This is a genomic window from Streptomyces sp. PsTaAH-137, from assembly GCF_003259365.1.
GTDB lineage: Bacteria > Actinomycetota > Actinomycetes > Streptomycetales > Streptomycetaceae > Streptomyces.
Genome location: NZ_QLLY01000014.1, coordinates 179,155 through 205,106, shown reverse-complemented (window position 1 = coordinate 205,106; position 25,952 = coordinate 179,155). Strand labels below are relative to the sequence as shown.

At 71.3% G+C, this 25,952-nt stretch carries 26 protein-coding genes and 1 pseudogene; 15 read left to right on the top strand and 12 right to left on the bottom strand.

What is annotated here, in order from left to right; genetic code table 11:
- Nucleotides 1-5 precede the first annotated feature (5 nt).
- On the top strand, nt 6-755 hold the full coding sequence (locus K377_RS28635; RefSeq protein ID WP_111666445.1) for a TIGR00730 family Rossman fold protein: 750 nt from the start codon (nt 6-8) through the stop codon (nt 753-755).
- A 17-nt stretch (nt 756-772) separates the two neighbouring features.
- On the opposite strand, the gene folP is transcribed toward K377_RS28635, so the two are convergent.
- On the bottom strand, nt 773-1,633 hold the full coding sequence (gene folP / locus K377_RS28630; protein ID WP_111666444.1) for a dihydropteroate synthase: 861 nt from the start codon (nt 1,631-1,633) through the stop codon (nt 773-775).
- A gap of 145 nt (nt 1,634-1,778) precedes the next feature.
- On the opposite strand from folP, the gene K377_RS28625 reads away from it, so the two are divergent.
- Together K377_RS28625 and K377_RS28620 are read left to right on the top strand one after the other, a co-directional pair.
- Entirely contained in the window at nt 1,779-2,174 is a 396-nt protein-coding gene (locus tag K377_RS28625) for a DivIVA domain-containing protein (RefSeq protein ID WP_237552014.1), read from the top strand.
- Complete coding sequence (locus K377_RS28620) at nt 2,171-2,773, top strand: DNA-3-methyladenine glycosylase I (RefSeq protein WP_111666443.1); 603 nt, start codon at nt 2,171-2,173, stop codon at nt 2,771-2,773. The genes K377_RS28625 and K377_RS28620 overlap by 4 nt, the downstream gene beginning before the upstream one ends.
- 199 nt (nt 2,774-2,972) lie before the next feature.
- Here K377_RS28620 and K377_RS28615 read toward each other — a convergent pair whose 3' ends face one another.
- Entirely contained in the window at nt 2,973-3,776 is an 804-nt protein-coding gene (locus tag K377_RS28615; protein WP_111666442.1) for an enoyl-CoA hydratase/isomerase family protein, read from the bottom strand.
- A gap of 320 nt (nt 3,777-4,096) precedes the next feature.
- Between K377_RS28615 and K377_RS28610 the strand changes: the two genes are divergently transcribed.
- A complete protein-coding gene (locus K377_RS28610; RefSeq protein ID WP_003966491.1) occupies nt 4,097-4,264 on the top strand; it encodes a DUF3117 domain-containing protein in 168 nt (55 codons plus the stop codon).
- 190 nt (nt 4,265-4,454) lie between these two features.
- On the opposite strand, the gene K377_RS28605 is transcribed toward K377_RS28610, so the two are convergent.
- The gene (locus K377_RS28605) at nt 4,455-5,153 is read right to left on the bottom strand and encodes an O-methyltransferase (protein WP_111666441.1); all 699 of its coding nucleotides are present in this window, start codon (nt 5,151-5,153) and stop codon (nt 4,455-4,457) included.
- 145 nt (nt 5,154-5,298) lie between these two features.
- Between K377_RS28605 and sigE the strand changes: the two genes are divergently transcribed.
- The 5 genes from sigE to K377_RS28580 all read left to right on the top strand — a co-directional run bounded on the left by sigE (nt 5,299) and on the right by K377_RS28580 (nt 10,288).
- Entirely contained in the window at nt 5,299-6,078 is a 780-nt protein-coding gene (gene sigE / locus K377_RS28600) for an RNA polymerase sigma factor SigE (protein WP_111666440.1), read from the top strand.
- The gene (locus K377_RS28595) at nt 6,075-7,064 is read left to right on the top strand and encodes an anti-sigma factor (RefSeq protein ID WP_111666439.1); all 990 of its coding nucleotides are present in this window, start codon (nt 6,075-6,077) and stop codon (nt 7,062-7,064) included. The genes sigE and K377_RS28595 overlap by 4 nt, the downstream gene beginning before the upstream one ends.
- A 140-nt stretch (nt 7,065-7,204) precedes the next feature.
- Nucleotides 7,205-8,845, top strand: coding sequence for a S1C family serine protease (locus K377_RS28590; protein WP_111666438.1), 1,641 nt, complete (start codon nt 7,205-7,207; stop codon nt 8,843-8,845).
- 154 nt (nt 8,846-8,999) lie between these two features.
- Nucleotides 9,000-9,488, top strand: a complete 489-nt coding sequence (locus tag K377_RS28585) for a sec-independent translocase (RefSeq protein WP_111666437.1) — start codon at nt 9,000-9,002, stop codon at nt 9,486-9,488.
- A 134-nt stretch (nt 9,489-9,622) separates the two neighbouring features.
- The gene (locus K377_RS28580; RefSeq protein WP_111666436.1) at nt 9,623-10,288 is read left to right on the top strand and encodes a hypothetical protein; all 666 of its coding nucleotides are present in this window, start codon (nt 9,623-9,625) and stop codon (nt 10,286-10,288) included.
- 52 nt (nt 10,289-10,340) lie between these two features.
- On the opposite strand, the gene K377_RS28575 is transcribed toward K377_RS28580, so the two are convergent.
- From K377_RS28575 to K377_RS28565, 3 genes are read right to left on the bottom strand one after another with little or no spacing between them, the layout of a single operon-like run.
- Nucleotides 10,341-11,474: an Mrp/NBP35 family ATP-binding protein gene (locus K377_RS28575; RefSeq protein ID WP_111666435.1), complete on the bottom strand. Its 1,134-nt coding sequence runs from the start codon at nt 11,472-11,474 to the stop codon at nt 10,341-10,343.
- 44 nt (nt 11,475-11,518) lie between these two features.
- On the bottom strand, nt 11,519-12,094 hold the full coding sequence (locus tag K377_RS28570; protein WP_111666434.1) for a DUF1003 domain-containing protein: 576 nt from the start codon (nt 12,092-12,094) through the stop codon (nt 11,519-11,521).
- The gene (locus K377_RS28565; RefSeq protein WP_111666433.1) at nt 12,084-13,358 is read right to left on the bottom strand and encodes a magnesium transporter MgtE N-terminal domain-containing protein; all 1,275 of its coding nucleotides are present in this window, start codon (nt 13,356-13,358) and stop codon (nt 12,084-12,086) included. The genes K377_RS28570 and K377_RS28565 overlap by 11 nt, the downstream gene beginning before the upstream one ends.
- A 220-nt stretch (nt 13,359-13,578) precedes the next feature.
- Here K377_RS28565 and K377_RS28560 point away from each other — a divergent pair, with 220 nt between their 5' ends.
- Nucleotides 13,579-14,265: a hypothetical protein gene (locus K377_RS28560; RefSeq protein ID WP_111666432.1), complete on the top strand. Its 687-nt coding sequence runs from the start codon at nt 13,579-13,581 to the stop codon at nt 14,263-14,265.
- A 9-nt stretch (nt 14,266-14,274) separates the two neighbouring features.
- Here the strand turns inward: K377_RS28560 and K377_RS28555 are convergent, their stop codons facing one another.
- Both K377_RS28555 and K377_RS28550 read right to left on the bottom strand, forming a co-directional pair.
- The gene (locus tag K377_RS28555) at nt 14,275-14,787 is read right to left on the bottom strand and encodes a hypothetical protein (RefSeq protein WP_111666431.1); all 513 of its coding nucleotides are present in this window, start codon (nt 14,785-14,787) and stop codon (nt 14,275-14,277) included.
- Between the two features lie 13 nt (nt 14,788-14,800).
- Nucleotides 14,801-15,934 carry a magnesium and cobalt transport protein CorA gene (locus K377_RS28550; RefSeq protein WP_111666430.1) on the bottom strand — a complete coding sequence of 378 codons (1,134 nt, stop codon included), beginning with the start codon at nt 15,932-15,934 and terminating at the stop codon, nt 14,801-14,803.
- A 521-nt stretch (nt 15,935-16,455) separates the two neighbouring features.
- On the opposite strand from K377_RS28550, the gene K377_RS28545 reads away from it, so the two are divergent.
- On the top strand, nt 16,456-17,046 hold the full coding sequence (locus tag K377_RS28545; protein ID WP_111666429.1) for a suppressor of fused domain protein: 591 nt from the start codon (nt 16,456-16,458) through the stop codon (nt 17,044-17,046).
- Nucleotides 17,047-17,070: 24 nt separating this feature from the next.
- Here the strand turns inward: K377_RS28545 and K377_RS28540 are convergent, their stop codons facing one another.
- Entirely contained in the window at nt 17,071-18,327 is a 1,257-nt protein-coding gene (locus tag K377_RS28540) for an MFS transporter (RefSeq protein ID WP_111666428.1), read from the bottom strand.
- A 193-nt stretch (nt 18,328-18,520) separates the two neighbouring features.
- Here K377_RS28540 and K377_RS28535 point away from each other — a divergent pair, with 193 nt between their 5' ends.
- The 3 genes from K377_RS28535 (at nt 18,521) to K377_RS28525 (ending at nt 20,873) form a co-directional block, all read left to right on the top strand.
- Entirely contained in the window at nt 18,521-19,159 is a 639-nt protein-coding gene (locus tag K377_RS28535) for a DUF6758 family protein (RefSeq protein ID WP_111666427.1), read from the top strand.
- 184 nt (nt 19,160-19,343) lie between these two features.
- Nucleotides 19,344-20,216 (top strand): PHP domain-containing protein, encoded by an 873-nt coding sequence (locus K377_RS28530; protein ID WP_111666426.1) that lies wholly within the window; start codon nt 19,344-19,346, stop codon nt 20,214-20,216.
- A 51-nt stretch (nt 20,217-20,267) separates the two neighbouring features.
- Nucleotides 20,268-20,873, top strand: a complete 606-nt coding sequence (locus K377_RS28525; protein ID WP_111666425.1) for a MarC family protein — start codon at nt 20,268-20,270, stop codon at nt 20,871-20,873.
- Nucleotides 20,874-20,961: 88 nt separating this feature from the next.
- On the opposite strand, the gene K377_RS41780 is transcribed toward K377_RS28525, so the two are convergent.
- The 3 genes and pseudogenes from K377_RS41780 to K377_RS28515 all read right to left on the bottom strand — a co-directional run bounded on the left by K377_RS41780 (nt 20,962) and on the right by K377_RS28515 (nt 24,977).
- On the bottom strand, nt 20,962-21,114 hold the full coding sequence (locus K377_RS41780; protein ID WP_181512666.1) for a hypothetical protein: 153 nt from the start codon (nt 21,112-21,114) through the stop codon (nt 20,962-20,964).
- 237 nt (nt 21,115-21,351) lie between these two features.
- Nucleotides 21,352-22,221: an alpha/beta fold hydrolase gene (locus K377_RS28520; RefSeq protein WP_111666424.1), complete on the bottom strand. Its 870-nt coding sequence runs from the start codon at nt 22,219-22,221 to the stop codon at nt 21,352-21,354.
- A 94-nt stretch (nt 22,222-22,315) separates the two neighbouring features.
- A pseudogene (locus K377_RS28515) lies at nt 22,316-24,977 on the bottom strand (DEAD/DEAH box helicase).
- 181 nt (nt 24,978-25,158) lie between these two features.
- Between K377_RS28515 and K377_RS28510 the strand changes: the two are divergent.
- Complete coding sequence (locus K377_RS28510; protein ID WP_111666422.1) at nt 25,159-25,926, top strand: ferritin-like fold-containing protein; 768 nt, start codon at nt 25,159-25,161, stop codon at nt 25,924-25,926.
- Nucleotides 25,927-25,952 lie beyond the last annotated feature (26 nt).

Here is a 25,952-nt window from a genome sequence, read left to right as displayed (position 1 = left end):
GGACAATGAGCAACCCCGAGGGCACGCGACGTCCCAAGGAGCAGCGGACGGGACCGGTGGTCCGCCGCCGTGACCAGGTGCAGCCCGGGACGAGCGACCAGCGTCTGCTCGACACGGAGGGCCCGTCGGGCTGGGTGCACACCGACCCCTGGCGGGTCCTGCGCATCCAGTCCGAGTTCATCGAGGGCTTCGGCACGCTCGCCGAACTGCCGCCCGCGATCAGTGTGTTCGGCTCCGCCCGCACACCCCAGGACTCACCGGAGTACGCGGCGGGCGTCGAGATCGGCAAGGCCCTGGTGGAGGCCGGTTTCGCGGTCATCACCGGCGGCGGACCCGGCGCCATGCAGGCCGCCAACCAGGGCGCCGTGGAGGCCAAGGGCATCTCGGTCGGCCTCGGCATCGAACTGCCCTTCGAGCAAGGGCTCAACCAGTACGTCGATCTCGGCCTGAACTTCCGCTACTTCTTCGTCCGGAAGACGATGTTCGTGAAGTACGCGCAAGGGTTCGTCGTCCTGCCCGGCGGCCTCGGCACCCTGGACGAGCTGTTCGAGGCGCTCACCCTCGTCCAGACCACCAAGGTGACGCGTTTCCCGATCGTCCTGTTCGGTACGCAGTACTGGAGCGGGCTCGTCGACTGGCTGAAGAACACGGTCATCGCGCAGGGCAAGGCCAGCGAGGCCGACCTGCTGCTGTTCCACGTCACGGACGACGTGGAGGAGGCGATCACGCTGGTCACCAAGGAGACCGGCAAGTAGACCGCTCGCGCGCGTGGTCAGGCCAGTCCCCGGCGGGCGACCGCCGGGGGCCGGTGGCCCGCGATGGACGCCACCATGTCCAGCACCTGCCGCGTCTCCGCGACCTCGTGCACCCGGTAGACCTGCGCGCCCAGCCACGCCGACACCGCCGTCGTCGCCAGCGTCCCGATCACCCGCTCCTTGACGGGCTTGTCGAGGGTCTCGCCCACGAAGTCCTTGTTGGACAGCGACACGAGCACCGGCCAGCCCGTCTCCACCATCTCCGGAAGGCGCCGCGTCGCCTCCAGCGAGTGGCGGGTGTTCTTCCCGAAGTCGTGGCCCGGGTCGATCAGCACCGACTCGCGCGGCACGCCGAGCGACACCGCCCGCTGCGCGTAGGACACCGTCACGTCCAGGATGTCCGCCATCACGTCGTCGTACGTGGCCCGGTGCGGCCGGGTACGGGGCTCCGCGCCGCCCGCGTGCGTGCACACGATGCCCACGCCGTAGCGGCCCGCGACCTCCGCCAGCTTCGGATCGACGCCGCCCCACGCGTCGTTGAGGAGATCCGCGCCCGCCTCGCACACGGCCTCGCCGACCTCGTGCCGCCAGGTGTCGACGCTGATGATCACGTCGGGGAAGCGCCGCCGCACCTCCGCCACGAAACCGACGGTGCGCCGCGCCTCCTCGTCGGCGTCGACCTCCTCGCCGGGACCGGCCTTCACCCCGCCGATGTCGACGATCAGGGCACCCTCGGCGACGGCCTGTTCGACTCGCGCGAGCGCGGGCTCGTCCCGGAACGTGGCGCCCTGGTCGTAGAAGGAGTCGGGGGTCCGGTTCACGATCGCCATGATCACCGGTTCGTGCGCGGCGAACTCGTGCCGGCCCAGCCTGAGCATCCCTGTGACTCTCCTCTGGATCCCACTGCAATCACGTATCAACGGTCGCCTGCGACCTTAACCGTCAGTGCGGCATGGCACGATCGGACCCTGACGGTTTCGGGCTGCGTGAAGGCCGGCCCGGTCGAGCCAGGGGACGGCACAGATGGTCATGTTCTTGTTTCTGGTCGTCGCGCTCGTCGTGGTGGTCGGAGCGGTGACGCTCGCGATCGTCGGCGGGGGCGACGGCGGCACGCTGCGCGACGAGCCGTCCCAGTTCTACGCCGACCCGCTGCCGCAGGACCGCCCGGTCGGCCCGGCCGACGTGGACGCGCTGCGGCTGCCGACCGCCGTGCGCGGCTACCGCATGGCGGAGGTCGACGACGCGCTGAACCGGCTGGGCGCCGAACTCGCCGAGCGGGACGCGCGCATCACGGAGCTGGAGTCGGCGCTCGCCACGGCCCACACACAGGCACGGCAGCAGCCGTACGACCGCCGGCCCGACAGCGGCTTCGCCCCGCCCGGCGGATACCTGGACGAGCCGGGGGAGGGGCTGCGATGAGCGAGCCGACCGGCGCCGCGATCCCCGGCCCCGACGGCAGGCCGCGCTGCCCCTGGGGCCTGTCGACCGAGGACTACGTCGCGTACCACGACACCGAGTGGGGCCGCCCGGTCCACGGCGACGACGCGCTCTTCGAGCGGCTCAGCCTGGAGGCCTTCCAGTCCGGGCTCTCCTGGATCACGATCCTGCGCCGCCGCGAGACCTTCCGCGCCGCCTTCTCCCACTTCAAGATCGCGGACGTCGCCGCCTTCACGGACGCCGACCGCGAGCGCCTGCTGGCCGACCCCGGCATCATCCGCAACCGAGCGAAGGTCGACGCCACGCTGTCGAATGCTCGGGTGCTCGCCGACTGGCCCGCCGGCGACCTCGACCGCCTCATCTGGTCCTTCGCCCCGGACGCCGCCGAGCGCCCGGCCCCGCGGCTGCTGTCCGACGTACCGGCGAGCACCGACGAGTCGAAGGCCCTCTCCAAGGAGCTGAAGAAGCGGGGCCTGCGCTTCGTCGGCCCCACCACGGCGTACGCGCTGATGCAGGCGTGCGGGCTGGTCAACGACCATCTGGCGGACTGCGTCGCCCGCACGGAGGTGCGGGAGGGCTAGGGCCTGTCTCTCAGATCCCTCCGTCCGCCCGAAGGGCGGGCCCTGCGGCGGCTGGTGCGTGCTCTAGGGGGTCCCCCCGGCCGAAGGCTGGGGGAGCGCCGGGTGCGAGGCCTCGTACTGGGCGTACTCGGCCTTGTGCCCGGTGCGGCGAGAGCGCGTGCCAGGCGTCGCGGGGCAGGAGGGATCTGGGAGACAGGCCCTAGCGGCCGAGGTACTTCGGCTTCTCCTTGGCGATGAAGGCCTGGACCGCGATGGCGTGGTCCTCGGAGGCGCCGGCCCGCGACTGCAGCACGTCCTCCTTCTCCAGGGCCTCGTCGAGGGAGTGGTCGGCGGCGAAGGCGACCGACTCCTTGAGCGCGGCGTAGGCGACCGTCGGGCCGGACGCGAGCAGCAGCGCCAGCTTGCGGGCGGTCTCCGCCAGCTCGTCCGCGGGCACGATCTTGTTCACGGCGCCGATCTCGAACGCTTCCTGCGCCGTGATGGTGCGCGGGAACAGCAGCAGATCGGTGGCGCGCCCGGGACCGATCAGCCGGGGCAGCGTCCAGGACACGCCCGAGTCGGCGGTGAGCGCGACCCCCGCGAACGAGGTGTTGAACGAGGCGGTGTCCGCGACGATCCGGTAGTCCGCGCAGAGCGCGAACCCGAACCCGGCACCGGCCGCCACGCCGTTCACCGCCGCCACGACCGGCTTCGGCATCTGGGTCAGCGCCCGGACGATCGGGTTGTAGTGCTCGTGCACCGTGCTCATGGTGCCGCCCTGGCCCGCCTTCCGGTCCGCCATCAGCGACCCGATGTGCTCCTTGAGGTCCTGGCCCACGCAGAACGCCCGGTCGCCGGCCGCCGTGAGGAGCACCGCCCGTACCGCCTTGTCGCCGGCGGCGGCCTGTACCGCGTCGCGGAGGGCGACCTTGGCCTCGGTGTTCATCGCGTTCATCGCCTCGGGGCGGTTCAGCGTGATCGTCGCGAGCCCGTCGCTCACCTCGTAGAGCACGGCGTCGGCCATGGGAGCCTCCTATGCGGTTGCTTAGTCGTCCGTGCACAGCATGACGGAGATCACGGCCCGCGGAACGCCCCCGGCATGTGACCTGCGTCAAACAATTGCGTCACGGAAGAGGCGCGAGAGCGGCGTAGTATCGCAGCCACATCCCCGAATTGAGTGGTTTTGCTCAAGCGCGTTGCGCAAGCGATGCCTGCCGATGTTGGTCATCGGGTCCTGCGATGCGGGATAATGGCCTAGAAGCAATGTGTTCGATGCCGGTGATGAGTGCCCGTTCAGGGGGCCGTCGGCGCTGATGTGAGCTGGTTTCAGGAAGGGGAACGAGCATGGCGGCCATGAAGCCGCGAACGGGTGACGGCCCGCTCGAGGTGACCAAGGAGGGGCGGGGCATCGTCATGCGCGTTCCGCTCGAAGGCGGCGGTCGGCTCGTGGTCGAGCTGACGCCGGACGAGGCAGACGCCCTCGGCGACGCCCTGAAGAAGGTCGTCGGCTGACGCGAAAGCGACCATACCTTTTCGACCGCCCTGGCACACATCCGGTGCCGGGGCGGTCGTGTTTTCGCAGTTCAGGATGGGTGCGGTCCCTATGTGCGGGCCGCGCCAACGGGCGCCCCGTCAGGGGCGGGGACTGCGCGACCAGCCACGACGGACGGCGCCGTCGCGCGACCACCGCACCATCGCCCCTCTAGCGCTTCACGGCGCAGAGCAACCCATCTCCGACGGGCAGCAGCGAAGGCACCAGCTCGGAGGACTCCCGTACGGCCCGCAACAACTCCCGCAGCCGCACGACCTCCACCGGCTGCGGCCCCGAGTCCACGGTCCGCCCGTCGGCGAAGACCCCCTCGAAACAGACCAGCCCACCCGGCCGCAGCAGCCGCAACGATTCGCCGAGATACTCCAGCGACTCCATCCGGTCCCCGTCACAGAAGACGAGGTCGTACCCGCTGTCCGCGAGCCGTGGCAGCACGTCCAGCGCCCGCCCCGGGATGAACCGGGCCCGATTGGCGGCGAAGCCCGCCGCGCGGAACGCCTGCCGCGCGAACTGCTGCCGCTCCGGCTCCGGATCCACCGTGGTCAGGACGCCGTCGGGCCGCATGCCGTGCAGCAGATGGATTCCGGACACGCCCGTGCCCGTACCGATCTCGGCGACGGCCTTGGCCCCCACGGTGGCGGCGAGCATCCCCAGGGCCGCGCCCGCGCCGGGTGACACCGAGCGCAGCCCCGCGTCCCGGGCCCGGTCCCGGGCCCAGCGCAGTGCCTCGTCCTCGGCGACATAGGCGTCGGCGAACGCCCAACTCGTCTGCCGGTTGCCGGTAATGGCCCTCTCCTGTCCCCGTGGTTGCCTGCGCGTGACTTTATCCGTTGGTGGCGGGAACTCGCAGATGGGACCGGGCGTTTAGGAGAGCAGGGGGAAAGAGCAGGACGAAGCGGGGGAGAGCGGGATGGCGACAGCGCCAGATCGGGTGGCCGAGAGGCGACCGGCAAATCTGAGTAAAAACGCTTATCCGGAGCTAACGGGCGAGGTGGCTATGGTAGGGGCTCCACTGGACACCACCAGAGCCGACAGGGGAGGTGCGGCTGCGCCTGTGGATCGGGGAGGAGTGCTGCGGCGCTTTCTCAGGTCGGCGGGTGAGCCGAAATCTGTGACCAACACCGCTGACCGATTCCGCACCACTGACTCCGCGCAGCAGACCGCGACCTTTGCCGCTGACGCGGAATCCCAGGCGTGGACTCCGCCCACATGGGAGGAGATCGTCAGCACGCACAGCGGCCGGGTGTACCGGCTCGCCTACCGCCTGACCGGCAATCAGCACGACGCCGAAGATCTCACCCAGGAGGTCTTCGTCCGCGTCTTCCGCTCGCTGTCGACCTACACGCCCGGCACCTTCGAGGGCTGGCTGCACCGCATCACGACGAACCTGTTCCTGGACATGGTCCGCCGCAAGCAGCGCATCCGCTTCGACTCCCTGGGCGACGACGCCGCCGAGCGCCTGCCCAGCCGCGAGCCGTCCCCGCAGCAGGTCTTCAACGACGCGCACTTCGACGCCGACGTGCAGCAGGCCCTGGACACCCTGGCGCCCGAGTTCCGCGCCGCCGTCGTCCTCTGTGACATCGAGGGGCTGTCGTACGAGGAGATCGCCGCGACCCTGGGCGTGAAGCTGGGCACGGTCCGCAGCCGGATCCACCGTGGCCGCTCGCAGCTGCGCAAGGCCCTGCAGCACCGCTCGCCGGAGGCCCGCAAGGAGCGCCGCACCCTGGCGACGACGGGGGCGATCCCTGTCCTCGGAGGAGGGGGCGCGACCGCGTGAGTGGATCACGTCTGAATCCTGCCGACCGCCAGCTCACCGCAGCCGACCAGCACCTCGGGGACCGGCTGGCCGCCTTCGTCGACGGCGAGCTGGACCACGACGCCCGGGAGCGCGTCCTCGCCCACCTGGCGACCTGCGCCCGGTGCAAGGACGAGGCCGACGCACAGCGCCGCGTCAAGAGCGTCTTCGCCGAGGTGGCCCCGCCGCCGCCCAGCGACAGTTTCCTCGCCCGTCTTCAGGGCCTGCCCGCCGGTGGCGGCCAGGACGACGACGGGACACCGTTCGGCGGCGCCGGCTTCGGCACGGGCCGAGCCTTCGGCAACGTCCGGGGCCTGGGCAACGGCGTGTTCGACGTCGACCCCGAGCCCTTCGGCTACGCACCGTCCGGCGCCCATGCCGCCGTGCTCCCTCCCCAGCACGGCTTCCGCATCCACGAGGTGAGCCGCGACCGGCACGACAGCGACCGGGCCTCGCGCGGGCGCCGGTTCGCGTTCGCCGCGGCCGGGGCGGTCTCGCTCGCCGCGATCGCGCTGGGCGGCGTCTCGTCCGGCATCCCCGCAGACACCTCCGACGCCCGCGGCACGGGAGGCGGTGGCAACAGCAATGTCACGCCCCTGCGCAGCCAGGCGGCCGGTGCCGCGTCCACGCCCGAGGCCCAGCGCCGCAGGACGCTCTCCCCGCTGCTCGGCCAGAGCGGCGGCGCCCTCGCCGCACCGGTCGACTCGACCGGGTCGAGCGCACCCATGCTGCCGGGGGGTGGCCACGCGGACAGCGCCAGCTATCCGTTCTCCACCCCGATGCTCTCCGCGGCGGCTCGCATGACCCCCCTCATACGTCCCGCCGCCACCGTCCCCGTGGTCTCCCTCGCTCTGAACCCGCACACGTCGACCGAGGTGACCGGCCTCGACGCTTCGGGGCAGTCGGGCCTCGCCGCGCTCCCGACCGCCGCGCCGACGGCCTCCTCCCGCCCCTCGTCCGTCCGCTGAGCCTGCCCGACCGACCTTCGCCGGACCTGCCGAACCTGGTTGAATCCAGGTGAGGCCGCGTCCCGGGGACCACCCCCGGGTGCGCGGACGGGAGCCCGCGGTGACGTGCCGCGGGCCGGGTGCGGGGAGAACGGCGGGACATGGACGAGGGCAAGCCCACGAAGGCCAAGTGGTGGAGCCGCCCCCGACCCGACACGGGGCGCCCGGCGGAGGACGACGGCGACTGGCATCTGCCGGCACCCGCGGTGACCTCCGGCGGCGAGCCCGACGTCCTTGCCGCGCCGGTCGGCGGATCCGCCGGGTCCGGCCGGACCGACGACGACCACGACACCGTCCCGCACGCCGATCAAGGGGACCCGCAGCCCTCTCAAGCCCCTCATACGCCGGTGGACGCCGCCCCGCCGGCCTCCGCCCCGGAAGCCCCGGAGGCCCCCGAGTCGCCTGCCGAGCCCCTTCCGCAGCCCCTTCCCGAGCCCCGGGACGACGGGTACACGGAGGTGCCGTACGGGGCGCCGGGCCCCTGGGCGCCCGCGCCGCCCGTCCAGCACCCGGGACTCTCCGCGGCAGCGCCACCGTCGCCGTACCCGGCGCCGGCCGCGCCCTGGCAGCGGTACGACCCCTGGGCCGGGCCCGTCTCGCTGTCGCAGAGCGGCGGGCCGGTCGGGGTACGGCCGGGGCGCGGACGGCGCGGCCTGGTGCTCGGCGCCGTACTGATCGCGCTCGCCTCCGGCGGAATCGGCGGCGCGATCGGCTCGTACCTGGAGCGCAACGGCGGGACGGAGGTCGAACTCCCGCAGGCGGGCGCCGAGTCCACCCACCGGGCACCCGGCAGCGTCGCGGGCATCGCCGCGAGCGCGCTGCCCGGCGTCGTCACCATCCACACCAAGGGATCGTCGGAGCAGGGCACCGGCACCGGCTTCGTGCTCGACAACCGCGGCCACATCCTCACCAACAACCACGTCGTGGAGCCGGCCGGGACCGGCGGTGAGATATCGGTCACGTTCGCCGGAGGGGAGAGCGCCCGCGCGAAGGTCGTCGGCCACGACACCGGTTACGACCTCGCCGTCATCCGGGTCGACCGGGTGCACGGCCTCAAGCCGCTGCCGCTCGGCAACTCCGAGAGCGTGCAGGTCGGCGATCCGGTCGTGGCCATCGGCGCCCCCTTCGACCTCGCCAACACGGTCACCGCCGGCATCATCAGCGCCAAGGACCGCCCGATCACGGCGGGCGGCGAGAAGGGCGACGGGAGCGACGTCAGCTATGTCGACGCCCTGCAGACCGACGCACCCATAAACCCGGGCAACTCCGGCGGACCGCTGGTCGACTCCAAGGCCCGCGTCATCGGCATCAACAGCGCCATCCGCTCCGCCGACGGCGGCTCGGAACTGGACGGCGGCCAGTCGGGCTCCATCGGCCTCGGCTTCGCCATCCCGATCAACCAGGCCAAGCGCGTCGCCGAGGAACTGATCAACACAGGCAGGGCCACGCATCCGGTCATCGGCGTCACCCTGGACATGGACTACTCGGGCGACGGCGCACGCGTGGGCATCAAGGGCAACAGCGGCGGCTCGTCCGTCAGCCCCGGCGGGCCGGGCGCCACGGCCGGGATCCGGCCGCGCGACGTGATCACCGCGGTGGACGGGGTCCGGGTCCACTCCGGCGAGGAACTGATCGTCAAGATCCGCTCCCACCGGCCCAAGGACAAACTGGTCCTTACGGTCGAACGGGACGGCAAGGAACGGAAGATGTCCCTGGTGCTCGGCTCGGCCGACGGCGGCTGATCGGTCAAGACCCGGCACAGATGATCCTGGACGTAGCCCGGTGGCTACCAAATGGACAGGTACGCCGGGTACCGTGGACCGGTCCCCTGCCGGACCCTGCCGAAGACCTGCTACTGAAGACCGCCGCGGGCCGAGGACACGCTAGGAGTGCAAGGTGTTCAACGACATTGGCCTACCGGAGGTCATAGCGCTTGTTGTGCTGGCCGTGCTCATCTTCGGCCCCGACAAGCTGCCGCAGGTCATCCAGGATGTCGCGCGCACCATCCGCAAGATCCGTGATTTCTCGGACAGCGCCAAGCAGGACATCCGCAATGAACTGGGTCCGGAGTTCAAGGACTTCGAATTCGAGGACCTGAACCCCAAGACGTTCATCCGCAAGCAGCTGGACAGCGATGAGCTGGGGCTCAAGGAGATCCGCAACGGCTTCGACCTGAAGAAGGAAATGGCCGAGGTCGGCGACGCCGTGCAGACCGTCGGTGACGTGCGCGACGATGGCGTGTCTTCCTCCTCCGGCAGCACCTCCAGCGCCTCTTCCGGCGGCCGGATCAGCATGACCAAGGGTCCTGACCTGGAGAAGCGCCCCGAGTCGACGGAGCAGCCGGCCAAGCCGACGCCGCCGCCCTTCGACAGCGACGCGACCTGAACCACACCACTCGAAACCGGGCCCTCGGGACCCGGTGTGGCATCCTGCCTTGTTGTTGCGCGGAACGGACGTGAGATCGCCCGAGGGGGGCGGGCCGCTCCGGTCCGTAACTGAGCGAGGAGGCGGCCGGGTACATGGAGACGACGAGTCGGGTGGGCGCGCAGGCGCCGGCCACCGAGGGGGCCGGTCAGGTTCCCGGGGCCCGGCGCACGGTCGACGGATACCTGCAGGCGTCCTTCCCGTGGTACGGCCTCGACGAGGCCTTCACGGGACCGCGTTGGCTGATGCAGGTCGGCACCACGGCGGACGGGTCCGTGGAGCACGGTTCGATCGGGCACGGTGACGAGCCCTCCGTGCGGAGCGAGGGCACCCTCCAGGGGGACGCCGCGGAGCGGTTCGCGGTCGTGGTGACCGTCGCCGCCAATCCCGTACGGCGCAGCGCCGACGGCACGGGTGTGCTGGAGGCGACGTCCGTCTCCTCGGCGGCCTGGCTCGCCGGGGTGGGGCTGCTGTCGTACACCTGGCCCGGGCAGATGGACCACACGCTCCGGGACGACTGGCTGGAGCAGCAGACCGAGACGGCGTGGGTCCTCGCGGACGATCTCCGGTCCTCGGACTGGGCCGTACTGTCGCTGCCGGTCGACGGGGTGCCCACCGAGTTCCACTACCGGGAGTCCGAGTACGGCTGGGTCCTCGCCGGGTCGACGCAGGCCGGGGTCCATCTCGGCGCCTACGGCCGCGGCATGAGCGCCTACGGCCTCGGCTTCTCCGTGGTCAAGGACATCACCAAGTACGCCTGACCGGGCGCGCCCCTGGACGAGCGGAGCTCGGTCCAGGGGCGACCGCGAGACCTCAGAACTTGTTGCGCGGGGTGATCCCGAGGGACATGCCCGACAGGCCGCGCTGACGGCCGCCCAGCTGACCCGCGATGCCGCGCAGGGCCGCGCCGGCGGGGGAGTCGGGGTCGGAGAGGACGACCGGCTTGCCCTCGTCGCCGCCCTCGCGAAGGCGCACGTCGACCGGGATGGAGCCCAGGACCGGCACCTCGGCGCCCGTCGTCCGGGTCAGCCCCTCGGCGACCAGCTTGCCGCCGCCGGTGCCGAAGACGTCGACCATCTCGCCGCAGTGCGGGCACGGCAGCCCGGACATGTTCTCCACCACGCCGACGATCTTCTGGTGCGTCTGCACCGCGATCGACCCGGCCCGCTCGGCGACCTCGGCGGCGGCCTGCTGAGGCGTCGTCACGACGAGGATCTCGGCGTTCGGCACGAGCTGCGCGACGGAGATCGCGATGTCACCCGTCCCCGGCGGCAGGTCGAGCAGCAGGACGTCGAGGTCGCCCCAGAAGACATCGGCCAGGAACTGCTGGAGCGCCCGGTGCAGCATCGGCCCGCGCCACACCACCGGCGCGTTGCCCGGCGTGAACATGCCGATGGAGATGACCTTCACGCCGTGCGCGGACGGCGGCATGATCATGTTCTCGACCTGGGTGGGCTTGCCGTCGGCGCCCAGCATGCGCGGCACGGAGTGGCCGTAGATGTCGGCGTCGACGACACCGACCTTCATCCCGTCGGCGGCCATCGCGGCGGCGAGGTTCACGGTCACCGAGGACTTGCCGACGCCGCCCTTGCCGGAGGCGACCGCGTAGACGCGGGTCAGCGAGCCGGGCTTGGCGAACGGGACCTCGCGCTCGGCGGTGCCGCCGCGCAGCGCCGCGGCCAGCTCCTTGCGCTGCTCGTCGCTCATCACGTCGAGGGTGACCTGGACATCGGTCACGCCCTCGACGCGGGCGACGGCCTCCCGCACGTTCGTCTCGATGGTCGAGCGCATCGGGCAGCCCGACACGGTCAGGTACACGGTGACCGCGACGACTCCGTCCGCACCGATGTCCACCGATTTGACCATCCCCAGCTCGGTGATGGGTCGCTGGATCTCGGGGTCGTTCACTGTCGCGAGTGCCTCGCGCACCGCGTCTTCGCTAGCCATACGACCGATAGTACGGCGCGGTAACCGGGGCACGGAAAGCCCCGTCAGCGGTCGTCTACGTCACGTGCCCGTTCGCGCTCGGCCGGGAATACCCCGCCCTCCGGATCGGACCGCCGCTGCTCCTCCAGCTCCTTCAGCAGGTCCTGCAGCTCGGAGCGGATCCAGTCGCGGGTGGCGACCTCGCCGAGGCCGATCCGCAGGGCGGCGACCTCCCGGCTCAGGTACTCGGTGTCGGCGATCGACCGCTCGTTCTGCTTGCGGTCCTGCTCCAGGTTGACCCGGTCGCGGTCGTCCTGACGGTTCTGCGCGAGCAGGATCAGCGGAGCGGCGTAGGACGCCTGGAGCGACAGCATCAGCGTCAGGAAGATGAACGGGTAGTTGTCGAAGCGCAGATCGTCGGGCGCGGTGATGTTCCAGATCACCCACGCGATGATGATCACCGTCATCCAGACGATGAACCGCCCTGTCCCCAGGAACCGCGCGATGCGCTCGGACAGCCGTCCGAAGGCCTCGGGGTCGTACTCGGGCAGCAGCCTGCGGCGCGGGGCGCGCGGCTGGTCGAGGCGGATGCGCGGGCGCCGCGACGCCTCCTCGCGGCGGGCCGTCTCCTCAGTCGCCATGATTCACGTCCCCCGCGAGATGGAACTCCTGCTCGCGCCAGTCGGCGGGCAGCATGTGGTCCAGGACGTCGTCGACGGTGACCGCGCCGAGCAGCGACCCGCTCTCGTCGACGACGGGCGCCGCCACCATGTCGTACGTGGCGAAGAACCCGGCGATCTCCGGCAGCAGCGCCGACGGCGACAGGGCCTGGAGATCGTCGTCCAGGATCGAGCTGACCATCGTGTACGGCGGATCGCGCAGCAGCCGCTGGAAGTGGATGGTGCCGAGGTACTTCCCGGTCGGCGTCTCGTCCGGCGGGCGGCAGACGTAGACCTGGGCGGCGAGCGCGGGGGAGAGGTCGGGGTTGCGGACGCGGGCGAGCGCGTCGGCGACCGTCGCGTCCGGGCGCAGCACGATCGGCTCCGTCGTCATCAGACCGCCCGCGGTCTTGTCCTCGTACGCCATCAGGCGCCGCACGTCGGCCGCGTCGCTGGGCTGCATCAGGGTGAGCAGCCGTTCCTTCTCGTCCTCGGGCAGCTCGCCGAGGAGGTCGGCCGCGTCGTCCGGGTCCATCTCCTCCAGGACGTCGGCGGCCCGCTCCTCCTTCAGCTTGCCGAGGATCTCGATCTGGTCGTCCTCGGGGAGCTCTTCGAGGACGTCGGCGAGCCGCTCGTTGGTGAGCGCCGCCGCGACCTCGGCCCGCCGCTTGGGGGAGAGGTGATGCAGGACGTTCGCCAGGTCCGCGGGGCGCAGCTGCTCGAAGGTCGCCAGCAGGTTCTCGGCGCCCTGCCCGTGCTCCTCCAGGGAGAAGCCGTCGACGGCCGACCAGTCCACGGTCAGCGCCTCGCCCTTGCGCCGGAAGGTGCCGCCCTTGCCCTTGCGGACGAACACCCGGTCGATCTCCCAGTCCCGGCGGGCCGGCAACTGCTGCACGGAGACGTCGAGGACGGTGACCTCCTCGCCCGACTCCACCAGCCGCACCCGCCGGTCCAGCATCTCGCCGAGGACCAGCCGCTCGGTGGGCCGCTGCTCGAAGCGCCGCACGTTGAGCACGCCGGTGGTGATGACCTGGGCCGACTCGATGCCGGTGACGCGGGTCATGGGCAGGAAGATGCGCCGCCGCGTGGACAGTTCGACGACGAGTCCGAGCACCCGGGGCGGCCGCCGGCCCACCCGCAGCATCGCCACGACGTCGCGGACCCGGCCGACCTGGTCCCCGTTCGGGTCGAAGACGGCGATGCCCGCGAGATGCGAGACGAAGATCCGAGGGGCCCCACCTGCCATGTCCGCCGGCACCTCCTCGTTGCGTCAGTGATCAATCCGTGGTTCAGGCTAGCCGGTACCCGTCGAACACGCCTTTGCACGTCCGCCCTTCCCGGACCCGCACGGGGAACGGCGGACACCACCGGTACGCTGCCGTACTGCCGACGAGCCCCTTTCCGTACGAGAGGTAGTACCGCCCGTGACCGCTTTCCCCCTGGCCCGCCGAACCCGCAGGACACTCATGGTCGGCGTGATGTGCACGGGGCTCGCGGCCGGGCTCGCGGCCTGCGGGAACGATCCGGACGAGGGCACGAACGGGGTCGGCAAACTGGAGCCGGACACGATCCAGTCCCGTACGGTCAAGGCGGCGCGGGGCGCCGACGCCGTGCATCTGGCCGGAACGGTCGTCAGCGGCGGCAAGACGTACAAGCTCGACATGCGGCTGAAGGACGAGGGCGGCACCGGGTCGGTGACGACGGGCGGCAGCACGTTCCGGCTGCTGCGGGTCGACGAGCACCTGTATCTCAAGGCGGACGCCGACTTCTGGTCGCACTCCGACGACGACACCGTCGGCGACAAGCTCGACGGCAAGTACGTGAAGGTGCCCTCCGGCGATCCCTCGTACCAGCGGCTGAGCACCTTCACCGACAAGGACGTGCTGCTCGACGGGCTGCTCACCCTGCACGGCACCCTCGCGAAGGGCGACCGCGGCACCTCCGGCGGGGTGCGCACCATCGCGCTCACCGGCGACGAGGGCTCCGGCGGCACGCTCGACGTGTCGTTGGAGGGGACCGCGTATCCGATGCGGCTGGAGCGGGCGGGGGGCGCGGGGATCCTGCAACTGACCGAGTGGGGCCAGGACTTCAAGCTGAGCGAGCCGACGTCGGACGACACCGTGGACTACGGCAGGCAGCTGCCGGAGTCCTGAGCGACGGCGTCAGCGGCGGCGACGCCCCAGGAGACGGGGAAGAGGGGCCGGGACCGGATCCCGGGTGGTCGCCGGGGTCGGCACCGGCGCGGCGGCCAGCGAACCCGTGGGCGCCGGAACCGGATCCTCACCGGCGACCGGCTCCAACCGCACCACCCGGCACTCCCGCCCCCACCGAGAGGTCATCGTCTCCGCGTCCGGCGCGTTGAGCCGCTTGCCCTTCAGCTCGCCGACGGCCGCCTCCCACTCCGGCGTGCCGGGTGCCAGCTCCACGGCCGTCGCCCGCCAGCCGACCAGCCGGCCGCCCTTGTCCTTGCTGCGTACGGTGACCACGGCGGTGCCGCCGTCGACGAGACCGGGCAGCGGCTGCTCGCCGGGCCCGTCGCCGACCACGTGCGCCGCACCCTCGTGCCACACGTGCCACAGGGCCCGCTCGGCATCGGTGCCCCGTACCCAGATGAGCCCGGACTTCTTGGTGGCCTCCTCGACGAGGGCGGCGTCGAGCGGTTCGGCAGTCGTCATGCGGCCAGCGTAGCTACAGCCAGCCGTTGCGCTTGAGGGTGCGGTGGATGGTGAAGCACGCGACGACGGTGACGGCGAGCACCAGCGGGTAGCCGAACCGCCAGTGCAGCTCGGGCATGTGGTCGAAGTTCATGCCGTAGACCCCGCAGACCATGGTCGGGACGGCGACGATGGCGGCCCACGAGGTGATCTTGCGCATGTCCTCGTTCTGCGCGACGGACGCCTGCGCCAGGTTGGCCTGGAGGATCGAGTTGAGGAGTTCGTCGAAGCCGATGACCTGTTCCTGGACGCGCTCCAGGTGGTCGGCGACGTCACGGAAGTACTTCTGGATGTCGGGGTCGATCAGCCGCATCGGCCGCTCGCTCAGCAGTTGCAGCGGCCGGCGCAGCGGGGCGACGGCCCGCTTGAACTCCAGGACCTCGCGCTTGAGCTGGTAGATGCCGCCGGCGTCGGTGCCGCGCGGACCGCCCCTGCGGCGCGGCGAGAAGACGTCGGTCTCGACCTCGTCGATGTCGTCCTGCATCGCGTCGGCCACCGCCAGATAGCCGTCGACGACGTGGTCGGAGATGGCGTGCAGCACCGCGCTCGGGCCCTTGGCGAGCAGCTCGGGCTCGGCCTGGAGGCGGCGGCGCAGCGCGCGCAGCGAGCCCTGTCCGCCGTGCCGCACGGTGATGAAGAAGTCGCGGCCGAGGAAGCACATGACCTCGCCGGTCTCCACGACCTCGCTGGTGTCGGTCAGTTCGGCGTGCTCGACGTAGTGGATGGTCTTGAACACGGCGAAGAGCGTGTCGTCGTACGGCTCCAGCTTGGGCCGCTGGTGGGCGTGGACCGCGTCCTCGACGGCGAGCGGGTGCAGTCCGAATTCGGCGGCGATACCGGCGAATTCCTTCTCGGTCGGCTCGTGCAGACCGATCCAGGCGAAGCCGCCGTCACGGCGTACCTGGAGGCGTGCCTCGCGCGGCGTCAGGCAGTCGTCGCCGCTCTCCACGCGCGCCCCGTCGCGGTAGACGGCACAGTCCACGACGGCCGAGCAGGCGGAGGGATCGCGGGTGGGGTCGTACGAGGAGCGCGCCTCGTTCTCGTACGGGGCCACGCTCTTGCGCAGCGAGGGGCGGACGGCGGCACGCAGGTCGCGCATCATCGACATGGGCAGGCTCCTTCGCGGGCGGGAGCCGCGCAGGGCACTCGGGAAATCGGAACTGCCCGGAATGAGGACGTCCTGGCCAACCGGAAACCGGGACATGCTGCACGTCCACAAAGCGGGGAGCACCGCACCGACGCCGGGCGGCTCCGCTGACTGATTCAGATCAGGACGATCGGAAAGATCAGGTGGAAACGAAGTGCTCTTCCGGCAAACGCGGACAGCCCGGAAGCCCCGGGACACAGACCGCCGACGGAACGCCGGCCGCTGCTGACTGCGGTGTGGGATACGGGCCTAGCGGCCGGAAGAACGGGTGGTACTGCACGGTCGACTTCGATCCATGACAGCCCCACCTCCTCCGGCCGGTCCCCCGTGAGGGACGATCAGTGGGTCGGGTCTTCGAGGGCTCTTGAGGGCTCTCGGCGGGGACGCTCTGCGTTCCGTCCCGACCAGCGGCCAAGACTATCAGCCGACTGAAGAAGCAAGCCCCGCCTTTACCCGTTCCATGCGAGTTCTATGCTCACGGGATGGGAGAAGTTCTTGCGCTTGTAGAGGCCCGGCTGCGCACGGCCCTGGGCGAACCGGACGCGCGCGCGGCGGTCACGTTCCTCGGCACGGACCGCATCGAGGTGCTGCGTTTCACCGACGCCGACCAGGGTGTCGTGCGTTACGCGACGCTGGGGATGTCCGCCGCGCCGATGGCCGACCCGACCGCGGCCCTCGCCGATCCGGTCGAGGGGCCGCGCGCGGAGCTGGTCCTGACGGTCCGCGCGGGGCTCGCCGAGACCGACAAGGTGCTCAGGCCGCTCGCGGTGCTCGCCGCCTCGCCGCAGGTGGAGGGCGTGGTCGTGGCCCCGGGCGCGTCGCTGGACGTGGGCGAGCCGCTGTGGCCGGGCGCGCCGTTCACCTCCGTCCTCGTGGCGGAGTCGGGCGGCCTGGTGGAGGACCTCGAACTGGACGCGCCGATGGACCCCGTACGGTTCCTGCCGCTGCTGCCCATGACGCAGAACGAGGCGGCGTGGAAGCGGGTGCACGGCGCGGCCGAGCTCCAGGAGAAGTGGCTGAACAGCGGGACGGACCTGCGCGATCCGCTGCGCAGGTCCGTCGCTCTCGACTGACTCGGCCGGGAGGCGGTACGGGGATCAGTTGGCGAAGACGGTGACGCCGTCCTCGGTGGCGTGCCGCGGCTCCAGCTCCTCCGCCTCGTGGGTGAGCGCGTTCCTGCGCACCCAGACCACGACGGCGCCGAGCAGGGCCGTGACCGCGGCGACCACGAACGGGACGTGGATGTCGGTCCACTCCTCGATCTTCGGCGCCAGGTACGGCGCGGCCGCGGCGGCGAACCACCGGACGAAGTTGTAGCCGGCGCTCGCCACAGGGCGCGGCGCGTCCGAGACGCCGAGCGCCAGCTCCGTGTACACCGTGTTGTTCACGCCGATGAAGGCGCCGGACAGGATCGTGCAGACGATGGCGGTGGTGTGGTTGCCGTAGCCGAGCACGAGCACGTCGATCGCGAGCAGCACCAGCGAGCCGCCGACCACCTTGAGCGAGCCGAACCTCGCCTGCATGCGCGGCGCGACGAGCACCGAGAACAGCGCGAGCAGCACGCCCCAGGCGAAGAAGACGCCGCCCGACTTGTACGGGGTCATGTTCAGCACGAACGGCGTGAAGGCCAGCACCGTGAAGAACGTGTAGTTGTAGAAGAACGCGGAGACGGCCGCGGAGGCGAGTCCGCCGTGCCCGAGCGCCTTCAGGGGATCGAGGATCGACGTCTTCCGCGCGGGCTTGGGCTGCTCCTTCAGGAACAGCGAGATGCAGATGAACCCGATGGCCATCAGGGCCGCGGTGCCGAAGAACGGGTAGCGCCAGCTGGCGTTGCCGAGCAGGGCGCCCACCAGCGGCCCGCACGCCATGCCGAGGCCGAGCGCGGACTCGTAGAGCAGGATCGCGGCGGCCGAGCCACCGGCCGCGGCGCCGACGATGACGGCGAGCGCGGTCGACACGAAGAGCGCGTTGCCCAGACCCCAGCCGGCCCGGAAGCCGACCAGCTGGCCGACGGTGTCCGAGGTGCCGGAGAGGGCCGCGAAGATCACGACGAGCGCGAGCCCGACGAGCAGCGTCTTCTTGCCGCCGATCCGGCTGGACACGAACCCGGTGACCAGCATCGCGACGGCGGTGATCAGGAAGTACGAGGTGAAGAGCAGGGAGACCTGGCTCTGCGTGGCCTTCAGGCCCTGTGCGATCGACGGCAGGATCGGGTCGACGAGCCCGATGCCCATGAAGGCGACGACGGATGCCCCGGCGGTCGCCCAGACCGCCTTCGGTTGACGCAGGATGCTGCCCGCACCTGCGTCGAACGGGTCCCCTTCGGCGGGACCTCCTGTACTGCTGTGGCTCATGCCCGTTCCACTTCCTTCGTCTCGCGTCCGGTGCGGATGCCCGACCGGTTGGTTGACCTATACACACAATAAGTTAGCGTGGCTAATTAATGCAAGCTACATCTATATGTGCGGGCGGGACGCACCGTACCGGCACACTCCGGACGGGTGATCGTCCTTGACGCGGCGCGGGACGGGGAGGACCGTGGGCCGTATGAGGGGCGAACCCAGTTGCCCGAAGTGTGGTGGCCGGGTCAGGGCTCCCGGACTCTTTGCCGACTCCTGGCAGTGCGATGTGCACGGCACCGTGCACCCGCTGCAGCCTGTGATCCCGCCCAGCGTCGAGGCTCTCGGCGTCGTGGTGCACCGCGCCCAGGTGCCCGTCTGGATGCCGTGGCCGCTCCCCGTCGGCTGGCTGTTCACCGGAGTGGCCAACGCGGGGGACGACCGGCACGGCGGCCGCGCCACCGCCGTCGCCTGCTCGGGACCCGCGCCGCTCGGCGGCATGGGTGAGCTGGTGCTCGTCGCCGAGGAGCTGGGTGTCGGACTCGGCGCGCGCTACGCGGGCATCGAGGGCCCCGACCCCGGCCCGCACATGGACGTCCTCGGGCCGCCGAGCGCCAAGGTGGTCGCCGCCGGCCGGCCCACCCCGCTGTGGCACGTGCGGAGCGGCCCCGACGACCGCGCGGTCTTCGCGGGCGAGGCGCGCGGGCTGTGGCTGTGGGCGATCGTGTGGCCCGCGTCGTCCGGGCTGCTGATGTACGACGAGCTGGTCCTGACCGATCTGCGGGACGCGGGCGCCGAGGTGGAACTGCTGCCGTGCGGGGCGCTGTCGCCGCGCGTTCTGCAGTGATATCGATGCGCGTGTCATGGATGATCCCGCGTTCTGCGGTGATGGCGGTGAGCGCGGCACGGTGATCCGGCGCGAGGCGTACGGGTAAGGGGTCGTGGCCCGATTCGGGCGTGACGGGAGTGGGTGCGATCCCCGTTATCCTGGAGCGGTCCCTTCCGCCCGTCCGAGCCTGGAGTACGCAGCCGTGCGCATCGATCTGCACACCCACTCCACCGCTTCCGACGGCACGGACACCCCGGCCGAACTGGTGCGCAACGCCGCGGCGCAGGGCCTGGACGTCGTGGCGCTCACCGACCACGACACCACGCGCGGGCACGCCGAGGCGATCGCCGCGCTGGCCGAGCTGCCGACGGGCCTGACCCTCGTCACCGGCGCCGAGCTCTCCTGCCGCCTCGACGGCGTGAGCATGCACATGCTGGCGTACCTGTTCGACCCCGAGGACGCCGCGCTGCTCGCCGAGCGCGAGCTGGTCCGCGACGACCGCGTCCCGCGCGCCAAGGGCATGATCGCGCGGCTGAACGAGCTGGGCGTCCCCGTCACCTGGGAGCAGGTCGCCCGGATCGCGGGGGACGGCTCGGTGGGCCGCCCGCACATCGCCTCCGCGCTCGTCGAGCTCGGTGTCGTGGACACGGTCTCCGACGCCTTCACCGAGAACTGGCTGGCCGACGGCGCCCGCGCCTACGTGCCGAAGCACGAGACCGACCCCTTCGAGGCGATCCGCCTGGTCAAGGCCGCGGGCGGAGTCACCGTCTTCGCGCACCCGGCCGCCGTCAAGCGCGGCCGCACGGTTCCCGAGACGTCGATCGCGAAGCTGGCCGAGGCCGGGCTCGACGGCATCGAGGTCGATCACATGGACCACGACCCGGCCACCCGGGACCGTCTGCGCGGCCTCGCCGCCGACCTCGGACTGCTGACCACCGGCTCCTCGGACTACCACGGCAGCCGCAAGACCTGTGTGCTCGGCGAGTACACCACCGACCCGGAGATCTACGGGGAGATCACCCGCCGGGCCACCGGCGCCTTCCCGGTGCCGGGCGCCGGCGGACACCGCGTCTGACATCCGCCTCTTCTCCCCGCTCCGCCCCACTCTCGCAAGGCAAGCCCCACTGTGTTCGACGTCGCCGTCTTCGGATCCCTTTTTCTCACGCTTTTTGTGATTATGGATCCCCCCGGAATCACTCCGATCTTCCTCGCCCTCACCGCGGGCCGCCCCGCCAAGGTCCAGAAGCGCATGGCCTTCCAGGCCGTCTGCGTCGCCTTCGGCGTGATCGCCGTCTTCGGCGTCCTGGGCCAGCGGATCCTCGACTACCTGCACGTCTCCGTGCCCGCCCTGATGATCGCGGGCGGTCTGCTCCTGCTGCTGATCGCGCTCGACCTGCTCACCGGCAAGACGGACGAGCCGAAGCAGACGAAGGACGTGAACGTCGCCCTCGTCCCGCTCGGCATGCCGCTGCTCGCCGGGCCAGGCGCGATCGTCTCGGTGATCCTCGCCGTGCAGAAGGCGCACTCGTTCGCGACCCAGGTCTCCGTCTGGTCGGCGATCCTCGCCATCCATGTCGTGCTCTGGGTGGTCATGCGGTACTCGCTGGTGATCATCCGCGTCATCAAGGACGGCGGCGTGGTCCTCGTGACCCGGCTCGCGGGCATGATGCTCTCCGCGATCGCCGTGCAGCAGATCATCAACGGCATCACCCAGGTGATCCGGGCCGGCTGACCACCGCGCCCCGCGGAGACGCGGACATGCGAAGCCCCCGTACGCACCGTGCGTACGGGGGCTTCGAAGTGTGTAAGTCGCCGCGCTGTTACGAGGCGGACGACTCGGCCGGGCGGATGTAGAGACGCTGGCCGATGGCCGCCGCCTGCTGAACGATCCGGTTGACGGAGGCGGCGTCCACGACGGTGGTGTCCACGGCGGTGCCGTCGACGTCGTCGAGTCGCATGATTTCGAAGCGCAAGGGCTTCTCCCTTCGTCTGGTCATCCTCCTGAAGGAGAACTGCTGGCGCAGGACATCAGTCTCGTCCTGCCGTACGGCCAGGCGGTTGCCTGCCCGTTAAGAGTGGATTGCGTGACTAGAGAGCCCCGCGTTCTGTATGGGTACAACGGGTTGCCCCCTGCAAACATTCCCTACGCTAAAGAAATTTTTCGAGAAACTAATTACCGGCGGGTAGCGGGGTGGTGCGCCTACGCAGCGTCACGCTGCGGGATGCCGGTCCCAGAAGGCCGCCAGGGCCGCGGCCGTCTCCAGCGGACGGTCGGTGTTGGGGGAGTGCTCCGCCCCGGTGATCACGGACCGCTCGGCGCCCAGGCGGCGCGCCATGTCGTCGAGCAGCGGCACGGGCCAGGTGTCGTCGCGCTCACCCGACAGGACGTGCACCGCGGGCGCGAGCGCGGCCAGCTCCGCGACCCGGTCCGGCTCGGTGCACAACTGGTGCCCGGTGGCGATGAGTTGGGCCGGGCTGTTCAGCATCCAGCGCCGCCGCAGATCGTCCCGGGCGTCGTCGCCGCGCACATCGGCCACGTCGTCGGCGGCGTCGAGCGCCTGGATCGCCTCCCAGACCTCGGCCATGTCCAAGGTGGCCAGCGCCCCCTGGAGCAGCTTGACGCGCTGCTGCTGAGGCTCGGTGACGGCGGCCGGGCCCGACGCCATCAGGGTCAGCGACGCGAACGGCGCCGGGTCCGCGAGGACCGCCGCCCGCGCCACGAGCCCGCCGAGCGAGTGCCCGAGCAGATGCACCCGCGGTACGTCGAGCGCCGCGACCTGGGCGAGCACGTCCTGAGCCAACTCGGCCTGCGCATAAGGGGCTTCGTCGTCCACGGGTCCCGGCGTCTCGTACTGCCCGCGCCCGTCGACGGCCACCGTGCGGTAGCCGGCCGCGCCGAGCGGACCGTGCAGGGCGATGAAGTCCTCCTTGCTGCCGGTGAACCCGGGAAGGAGCAGCACGGTGCCGCGCACGGACCCCGAATCCGGCTCCCCGACGAGGGCGGCGAACTCGCCCCTCGCGGTGGCCAGTCGGTGCGCACGGGTGCCGGGGGGCGGGGTGAAGGTCGCGGGCCTGCTCATGCCGTGAGATTACGTCGTGCTCCGCACCGGGGCGACAGCGCGAAGGCCCGGGCTCCGCATGGTGCGGAACCCGGGCCTCCTGCTACCGGTGCGCTCAGGCCTCGGGGGCCTCGACCGCGGCGACGGCCTTCTTGCGGGTGCGGCGCGGCTTGGCTTCCGCGGCGGCCTCCGTCTCGACGGGAGCCGCGGCAGCCTTCTTGCGCGTGCGGGTGGCGGGCTTGGCCTCGACGGTGTCGACGGCGGCCTCCGCCTTTTTGCGGGTGCGGCGCGGCTTGGTCTCCGCGGCTGCCTCCGTCTCGACGGGAGCGGCTGCCGCCTTCTTGCGGGTCCGCGTGGCGGGCTTCGCCTCGACGGCCTCCGCCGTGTCCACGGCGGCCTCCGCCTTCTTCCGCGTACGGCGCGGCTTGGTCTCCGTGGCGGCCTCGGCCTCGGCGGGGGCCGCAGCGGCCTTCTTCCGCGTGCGGGTGGCGGGCTTGGCCTCGACGGCCTCCGCGGTGTCGACGGCGGCTTCCGCCTTCTTCCGCGTACGGCGCGGCTTGGCCTCGGCGGCCTCGACCGGCTCGGCCTTCTTACGGGTCCGGCGCGGCGTGGTCTCCGTGGTGGCCTCGGCCGCGACCGACTCGGCGGCGGCTTCCGCCTTCTTGCGGGTGCGGGTCCGCGCGGGCTTGGGCTCGGCGGTCTCGACGGTGGCCTCCACCGTGTCGACGACGGCCTCCGCCTTCTTCCGCGTACGGGTGCGGGCACGAGCGGGCTTCGCCTCGGGCTCCGCGACGGGCTCGGCGGCGACGACCGTCTCGACTGTCTCGACAGCGGCCTCCGCCTTCTTGCGCGTACGACGACGCGGCTTGGCGGGAGCCTCGGCCCCGGTCACCGGGGCCACGGCCTCGACGACCGCCTCGGCGGTCTCGACGACGGCCTCGGCCGCGGTCGGAGCGGCCGGATTCACGGCAGCGGCGGCACCGCTGCGCGTGCGGCGGCGACGGCGCGGGGTGCGCGGCTCGGCCGGTGCGGAGGAGTCCTCGGCGACCGGGCTGACGGGAGCAGCCGTAGCCGCGGCCTCGGCGGAGACCGGCTCGCCGTTACGGGTGCGGCGGCGACGGCGCGGCGTACGGGCGGAACGCTCGCGCTCCTGCTCGCGGCCCTGGTCCCGGTCACGACGGTCGCGGTCCTGCGAGGGACGGCCGCCCCGGCCACCGCGCGGCGAAGCGCCACGGCCACCGGTCTCGCCCAGGTCCTCGATCTCCTCGGCGTCGAGCCCGGCGCGCGTCCGCTCCGAACGCGGCAGCACACCCTTGGTGCCGACCGGGATGCTCAGCTCCTCGAACAGGTGCGGGGAGGACGAGTACGTCTCCACCGGGTCGTTGAAGGTCAGCTCAAGGGCCTTGTTGATCAGCTGCCAGCGCGGGATGTCGTCCCAGTCGACCAGCGTGATCGCGGTACCCGTCTTGCCCGCGCGGCCGGTGCGGCCGATGCGGTGGAGGTACGTCTTCTCGTCCTCGGGCGACTGGTAGTTGATGACGTGCGTGACGCCCTCGACGTCGATGCCGCGGGCGGCGACGTCGGTGCAGACCAGCACGTCCACCTTGCCGTTGCGGAACGCGCGCAGCGCCTGCTCGCGGGCGCCCTGGCCCAGGTCGCCGTGGACCGCGCCGGAGGCGAAGCCGCGCCGCTTGAGCTGGTCGGCGATGTCGGCGGCCGTGCGCTTCGTACGGCAGAAGATCATCGCGAGCCCGCGGCCGTCGGCCTGGAGGATGCGCGCGACCATCTCGGGCTTGTCCATGTTGTGCGCGCGGTACACGTGCTGCGCGATGTTCCGCACGGTCGCGCCCTCGTCGTCCGGCGACGTGGCGCGGATGTGCGTGGGCTGCGACATGTAGCGGCGGGCCAGGCCGATGACGGCGCCCGGCATGGTCGCCGAGAACAGCATCGTCTGACGCTTCGCCGGCAGCATGTTGATGATCTTCTCGACGTCGGGCAGGAAGCCCAGGTCGAGCATCTCGTCGGCCTCGTCGAGGACGAGCGCCTTCACATGCGACAGGTTCAGCTTCTTCTGTCCCGCGAGGTCGAGGAGCCGGCCCGGGGTGCCGACGATCACGTCGACGCCCTTCTTGAGGGCCTCGACCTGGGGCTCGTAGGCGCGACCGCCATATATGGCGAGGACGCGGACATTGCGCACCTTGCCGGCGGTGAGGAGGTCATTGGTCACCTGCTGGCACAGCTCGCGCGTCGGTACGACGACGAGGGCCTGCGGGGTGTCGGTGAGCTGCTCGGGCGTGGCCCGGCCGGCCTCGACGTCCGCGGGGACGGTGACGCGCTCCAGGAGCGGCAGACCGAAACCGAGGGTCTTGCCCGTGCCGGTCTTGGCCTGCCCGATGACGTCCGAGCCCGAGAGGGCGACGGGGAGGGTCATCTCCTGGATGGGAAACGGATTGATGATGCCGACTGCCTCAAGGGCCTCTGCCGTCTCGGGGAGAATGCCGAGCTGACGGAATGTCGAAGTCTGCGTAGTCAGGGTGTTGCCTCTTCTGTGAGGTGCGGTGCGAGGCGAACGCGGGGGTCTTGACCGTGCCAGTGCCGTGCCGTTGGTACGCCGGTCCTGATCCGCTGCTGCGGTGGGGCCGGGTGGCGCGGGACCACTGCCGACGCTCGAGCGCTCGTGCCGCTGAGGGCCCCTCCTCGATCCGTACGCCTTGTGACGTACGACCCGGAGGGCTGTCGGGTCGGAGCCGATCGGGCCACCGACCGGGCATCCTCATTCGTGCGGCCCGTCGCATGTGCGTACAAGCGCCGTTGCGATGTGGGGGCAAAGCGGCTTGCACTCGGCGGGCTCTTTACCACCATACCCCGGAAACGCGCATGTGCGATGGCCGATTTGGTCACGTAGCCGTCGTCACACTCTTTGACCAGGGACTTCCGCGGGACGGTGAGCGGGCTATTGTGCGCTTCATGGAGACGCCTGACAACGCCACGCCCGCCAGTGAAGCGACCGACGCAGTGACCGACGCTCCGACCGGGATCGCGGCCCAGGACTGGGCCACCGCGTCCGCGGACGAGAACTATCGCGCCGCCGTCGTCGACCTGCTCGGCGCGCTGGCGTACGGCGAGCTGGCGGCGTTCGAGCGCCTTGCCGAGGACGCCAAGCTGGCGCCGACGCTGGCCGACAAGGCGGAGCTGGCGAAGATGGCCTCCGCCGAATTCCACCACTTCGAGCAGTTGCGCGACCGGCTCGCCGCGGTCGGCGCCGAGCCGACCGCGGCCATGGACCCGTTCGTCGGCGCCCTCGACGGCTTCCACAAGCAGACCGCTCCGTCGGACTGGCTGGAGGGCCTCGTCAAGGCGTACGTGGGTGACTCGATCGCCTCCGACTTCTACCGGGAGGTCGCGGCCCGGCTCGACTCGGACACCCGTGAGCTGGTGCTCGCCGTGCTCGACGACACCGGGCACGCGTCGTTCGCCGTGGAGAAGGTGCGGGCCGCCATCGAGGCCGATCCGCGCGTGGGCGGCCGGCTCGCGCTGTGGGCGCGGCGGCTGATGGGCGAGGCCCTGTCGCAGTCGCAGCGGGTGGTTGCCGACCGCGACGCCCTGTCGACCATGCTGGTCGGGGGCGTCGCCGACGGTTTCGACCTGGCCGAGGTCGGCCGGATGTTCTCGCGGATCACCGAGGCGCACACCAAGCGGATGGCGGCCCTCGGACTCGCCGCCTGACGACTCCCCTCGCGTGGCGGAGTCGT

Bases quoted from the DNA above. Each gene is read 5' to 3' on its own strand.
- K377_RS28580 (WP_111666436.1), top strand. From the start codon at position 9,623: ATGGAGACGACGAGTCGGGTGGGCGCGCAGGCGCCGGCCACCGAGGGG.
- K377_RS28520 (WP_111666424.1), bottom strand. From the start codon at position 22,221: ATGAGCAGGCCCGCGACCTTCACCCCGCCCCCCGGCACCCGTGCGCAC.
- K377_RS28550 (WP_111666430.1), bottom strand. From the start codon at position 15,934: ATGTCGATGATGCGCGACCTGCGTGCCGCCGTCCGCCCCTCGCTGCGC.
- K377_RS28590 (WP_111666438.1), top strand. From the start codon at position 7,205: ATGGACGAGGGCAAGCCCACGAAGGCCAAGTGGTGGAGCCGCCCCCGA.
- K377_RS28565 (WP_111666433.1), bottom strand. From the start codon at position 13,358: ATGGCAGGTGGGGCCCCTCGGATCTTCGTCTCGCATCTCGCGGGCATC.
- K377_RS28555 (WP_111666431.1), bottom strand. From the start codon at position 14,787: ATGACGACTGCCGAACCGCTCGACGCCGCCCTCGTCGAGGAGGCCACC.
- K377_RS28560 (WP_111666432.1), top strand. From the start codon at position 13,579: ATGGTCGGCGTGATGTGCACGGGGCTCGCGGCCGGGCTCGCGGCCTGC.
- K377_RS28535 (WP_111666427.1), top strand. From the start codon at position 18,521: ATGAGGGGCGAACCCAGTTGCCCGAAGTGTGGTGGCCGGGTCAGGGCT.
- K377_RS28540 (WP_111666428.1), bottom strand. From the start codon at position 18,327: ATGAGCCACAGCAGTACAGGAGGTCCCGCCGAAGGGGACCCGTTCGAC.
- K377_RS28570 (WP_111666434.1), bottom strand. From the start codon at position 12,094: ATGGCGACTGAGGAGACGGCCCGCCGCGAGGAGGCGTCGCGGCGCCCG.
- K377_RS28635 (WP_111666445.1), top strand. From the start codon at position 6: ATGAGCAACCCCGAGGGCACGCGACGTCCCAAGGAGCAGCGGACGGGA.
- K377_RS28610 (WP_003966491.1), top strand. From the start codon at position 4,097: ATGGCGGCCATGAAGCCGCGAACGGGTGACGGCCCGCTCGAGGTGACC.
- K377_RS28575 (WP_111666435.1), bottom strand. From the start codon at position 11,474: ATGGCTAGCGAAGACGCGGTGCGCGAGGCACTCGCGACAGTGAACGAC.
- K377_RS28625 (WP_237552014.1), top strand. From the start codon at position 1,779: ATGGTCATGTTCTTGTTTCTGGTCGTCGCGCTCGTCGTGGTGGTCGGA.
- sigE (WP_111666440.1), top strand. From the start codon at position 5,299: ATGGTAGGGGCTCCACTGGACACCACCAGAGCCGACAGGGGAGGTGCG.
- K377_RS28545 (WP_111666429.1), top strand. From the start codon at position 16,456: ATGGGAGAAGTTCTTGCGCTTGTAGAGGCCCGGCTGCGCACGGCCCTG.
- K377_RS28620 (WP_111666443.1), top strand. From the start codon at position 2,171: ATGAGCGAGCCGACCGGCGCCGCGATCCCCGGCCCCGACGGCAGGCCG.
- K377_RS28615 (WP_111666442.1), bottom strand. From the start codon at position 3,776: ATGGCCGACGCCGTGCTCTACGAGGTGAGCGACGGGCTCGCGACGATC.
- folP (WP_111666444.1), bottom strand. From the start codon at position 1,633: ATGCTCAGGCTGGGCCGGCACGAGTTCGCCGCGCACGAACCGGTGATC.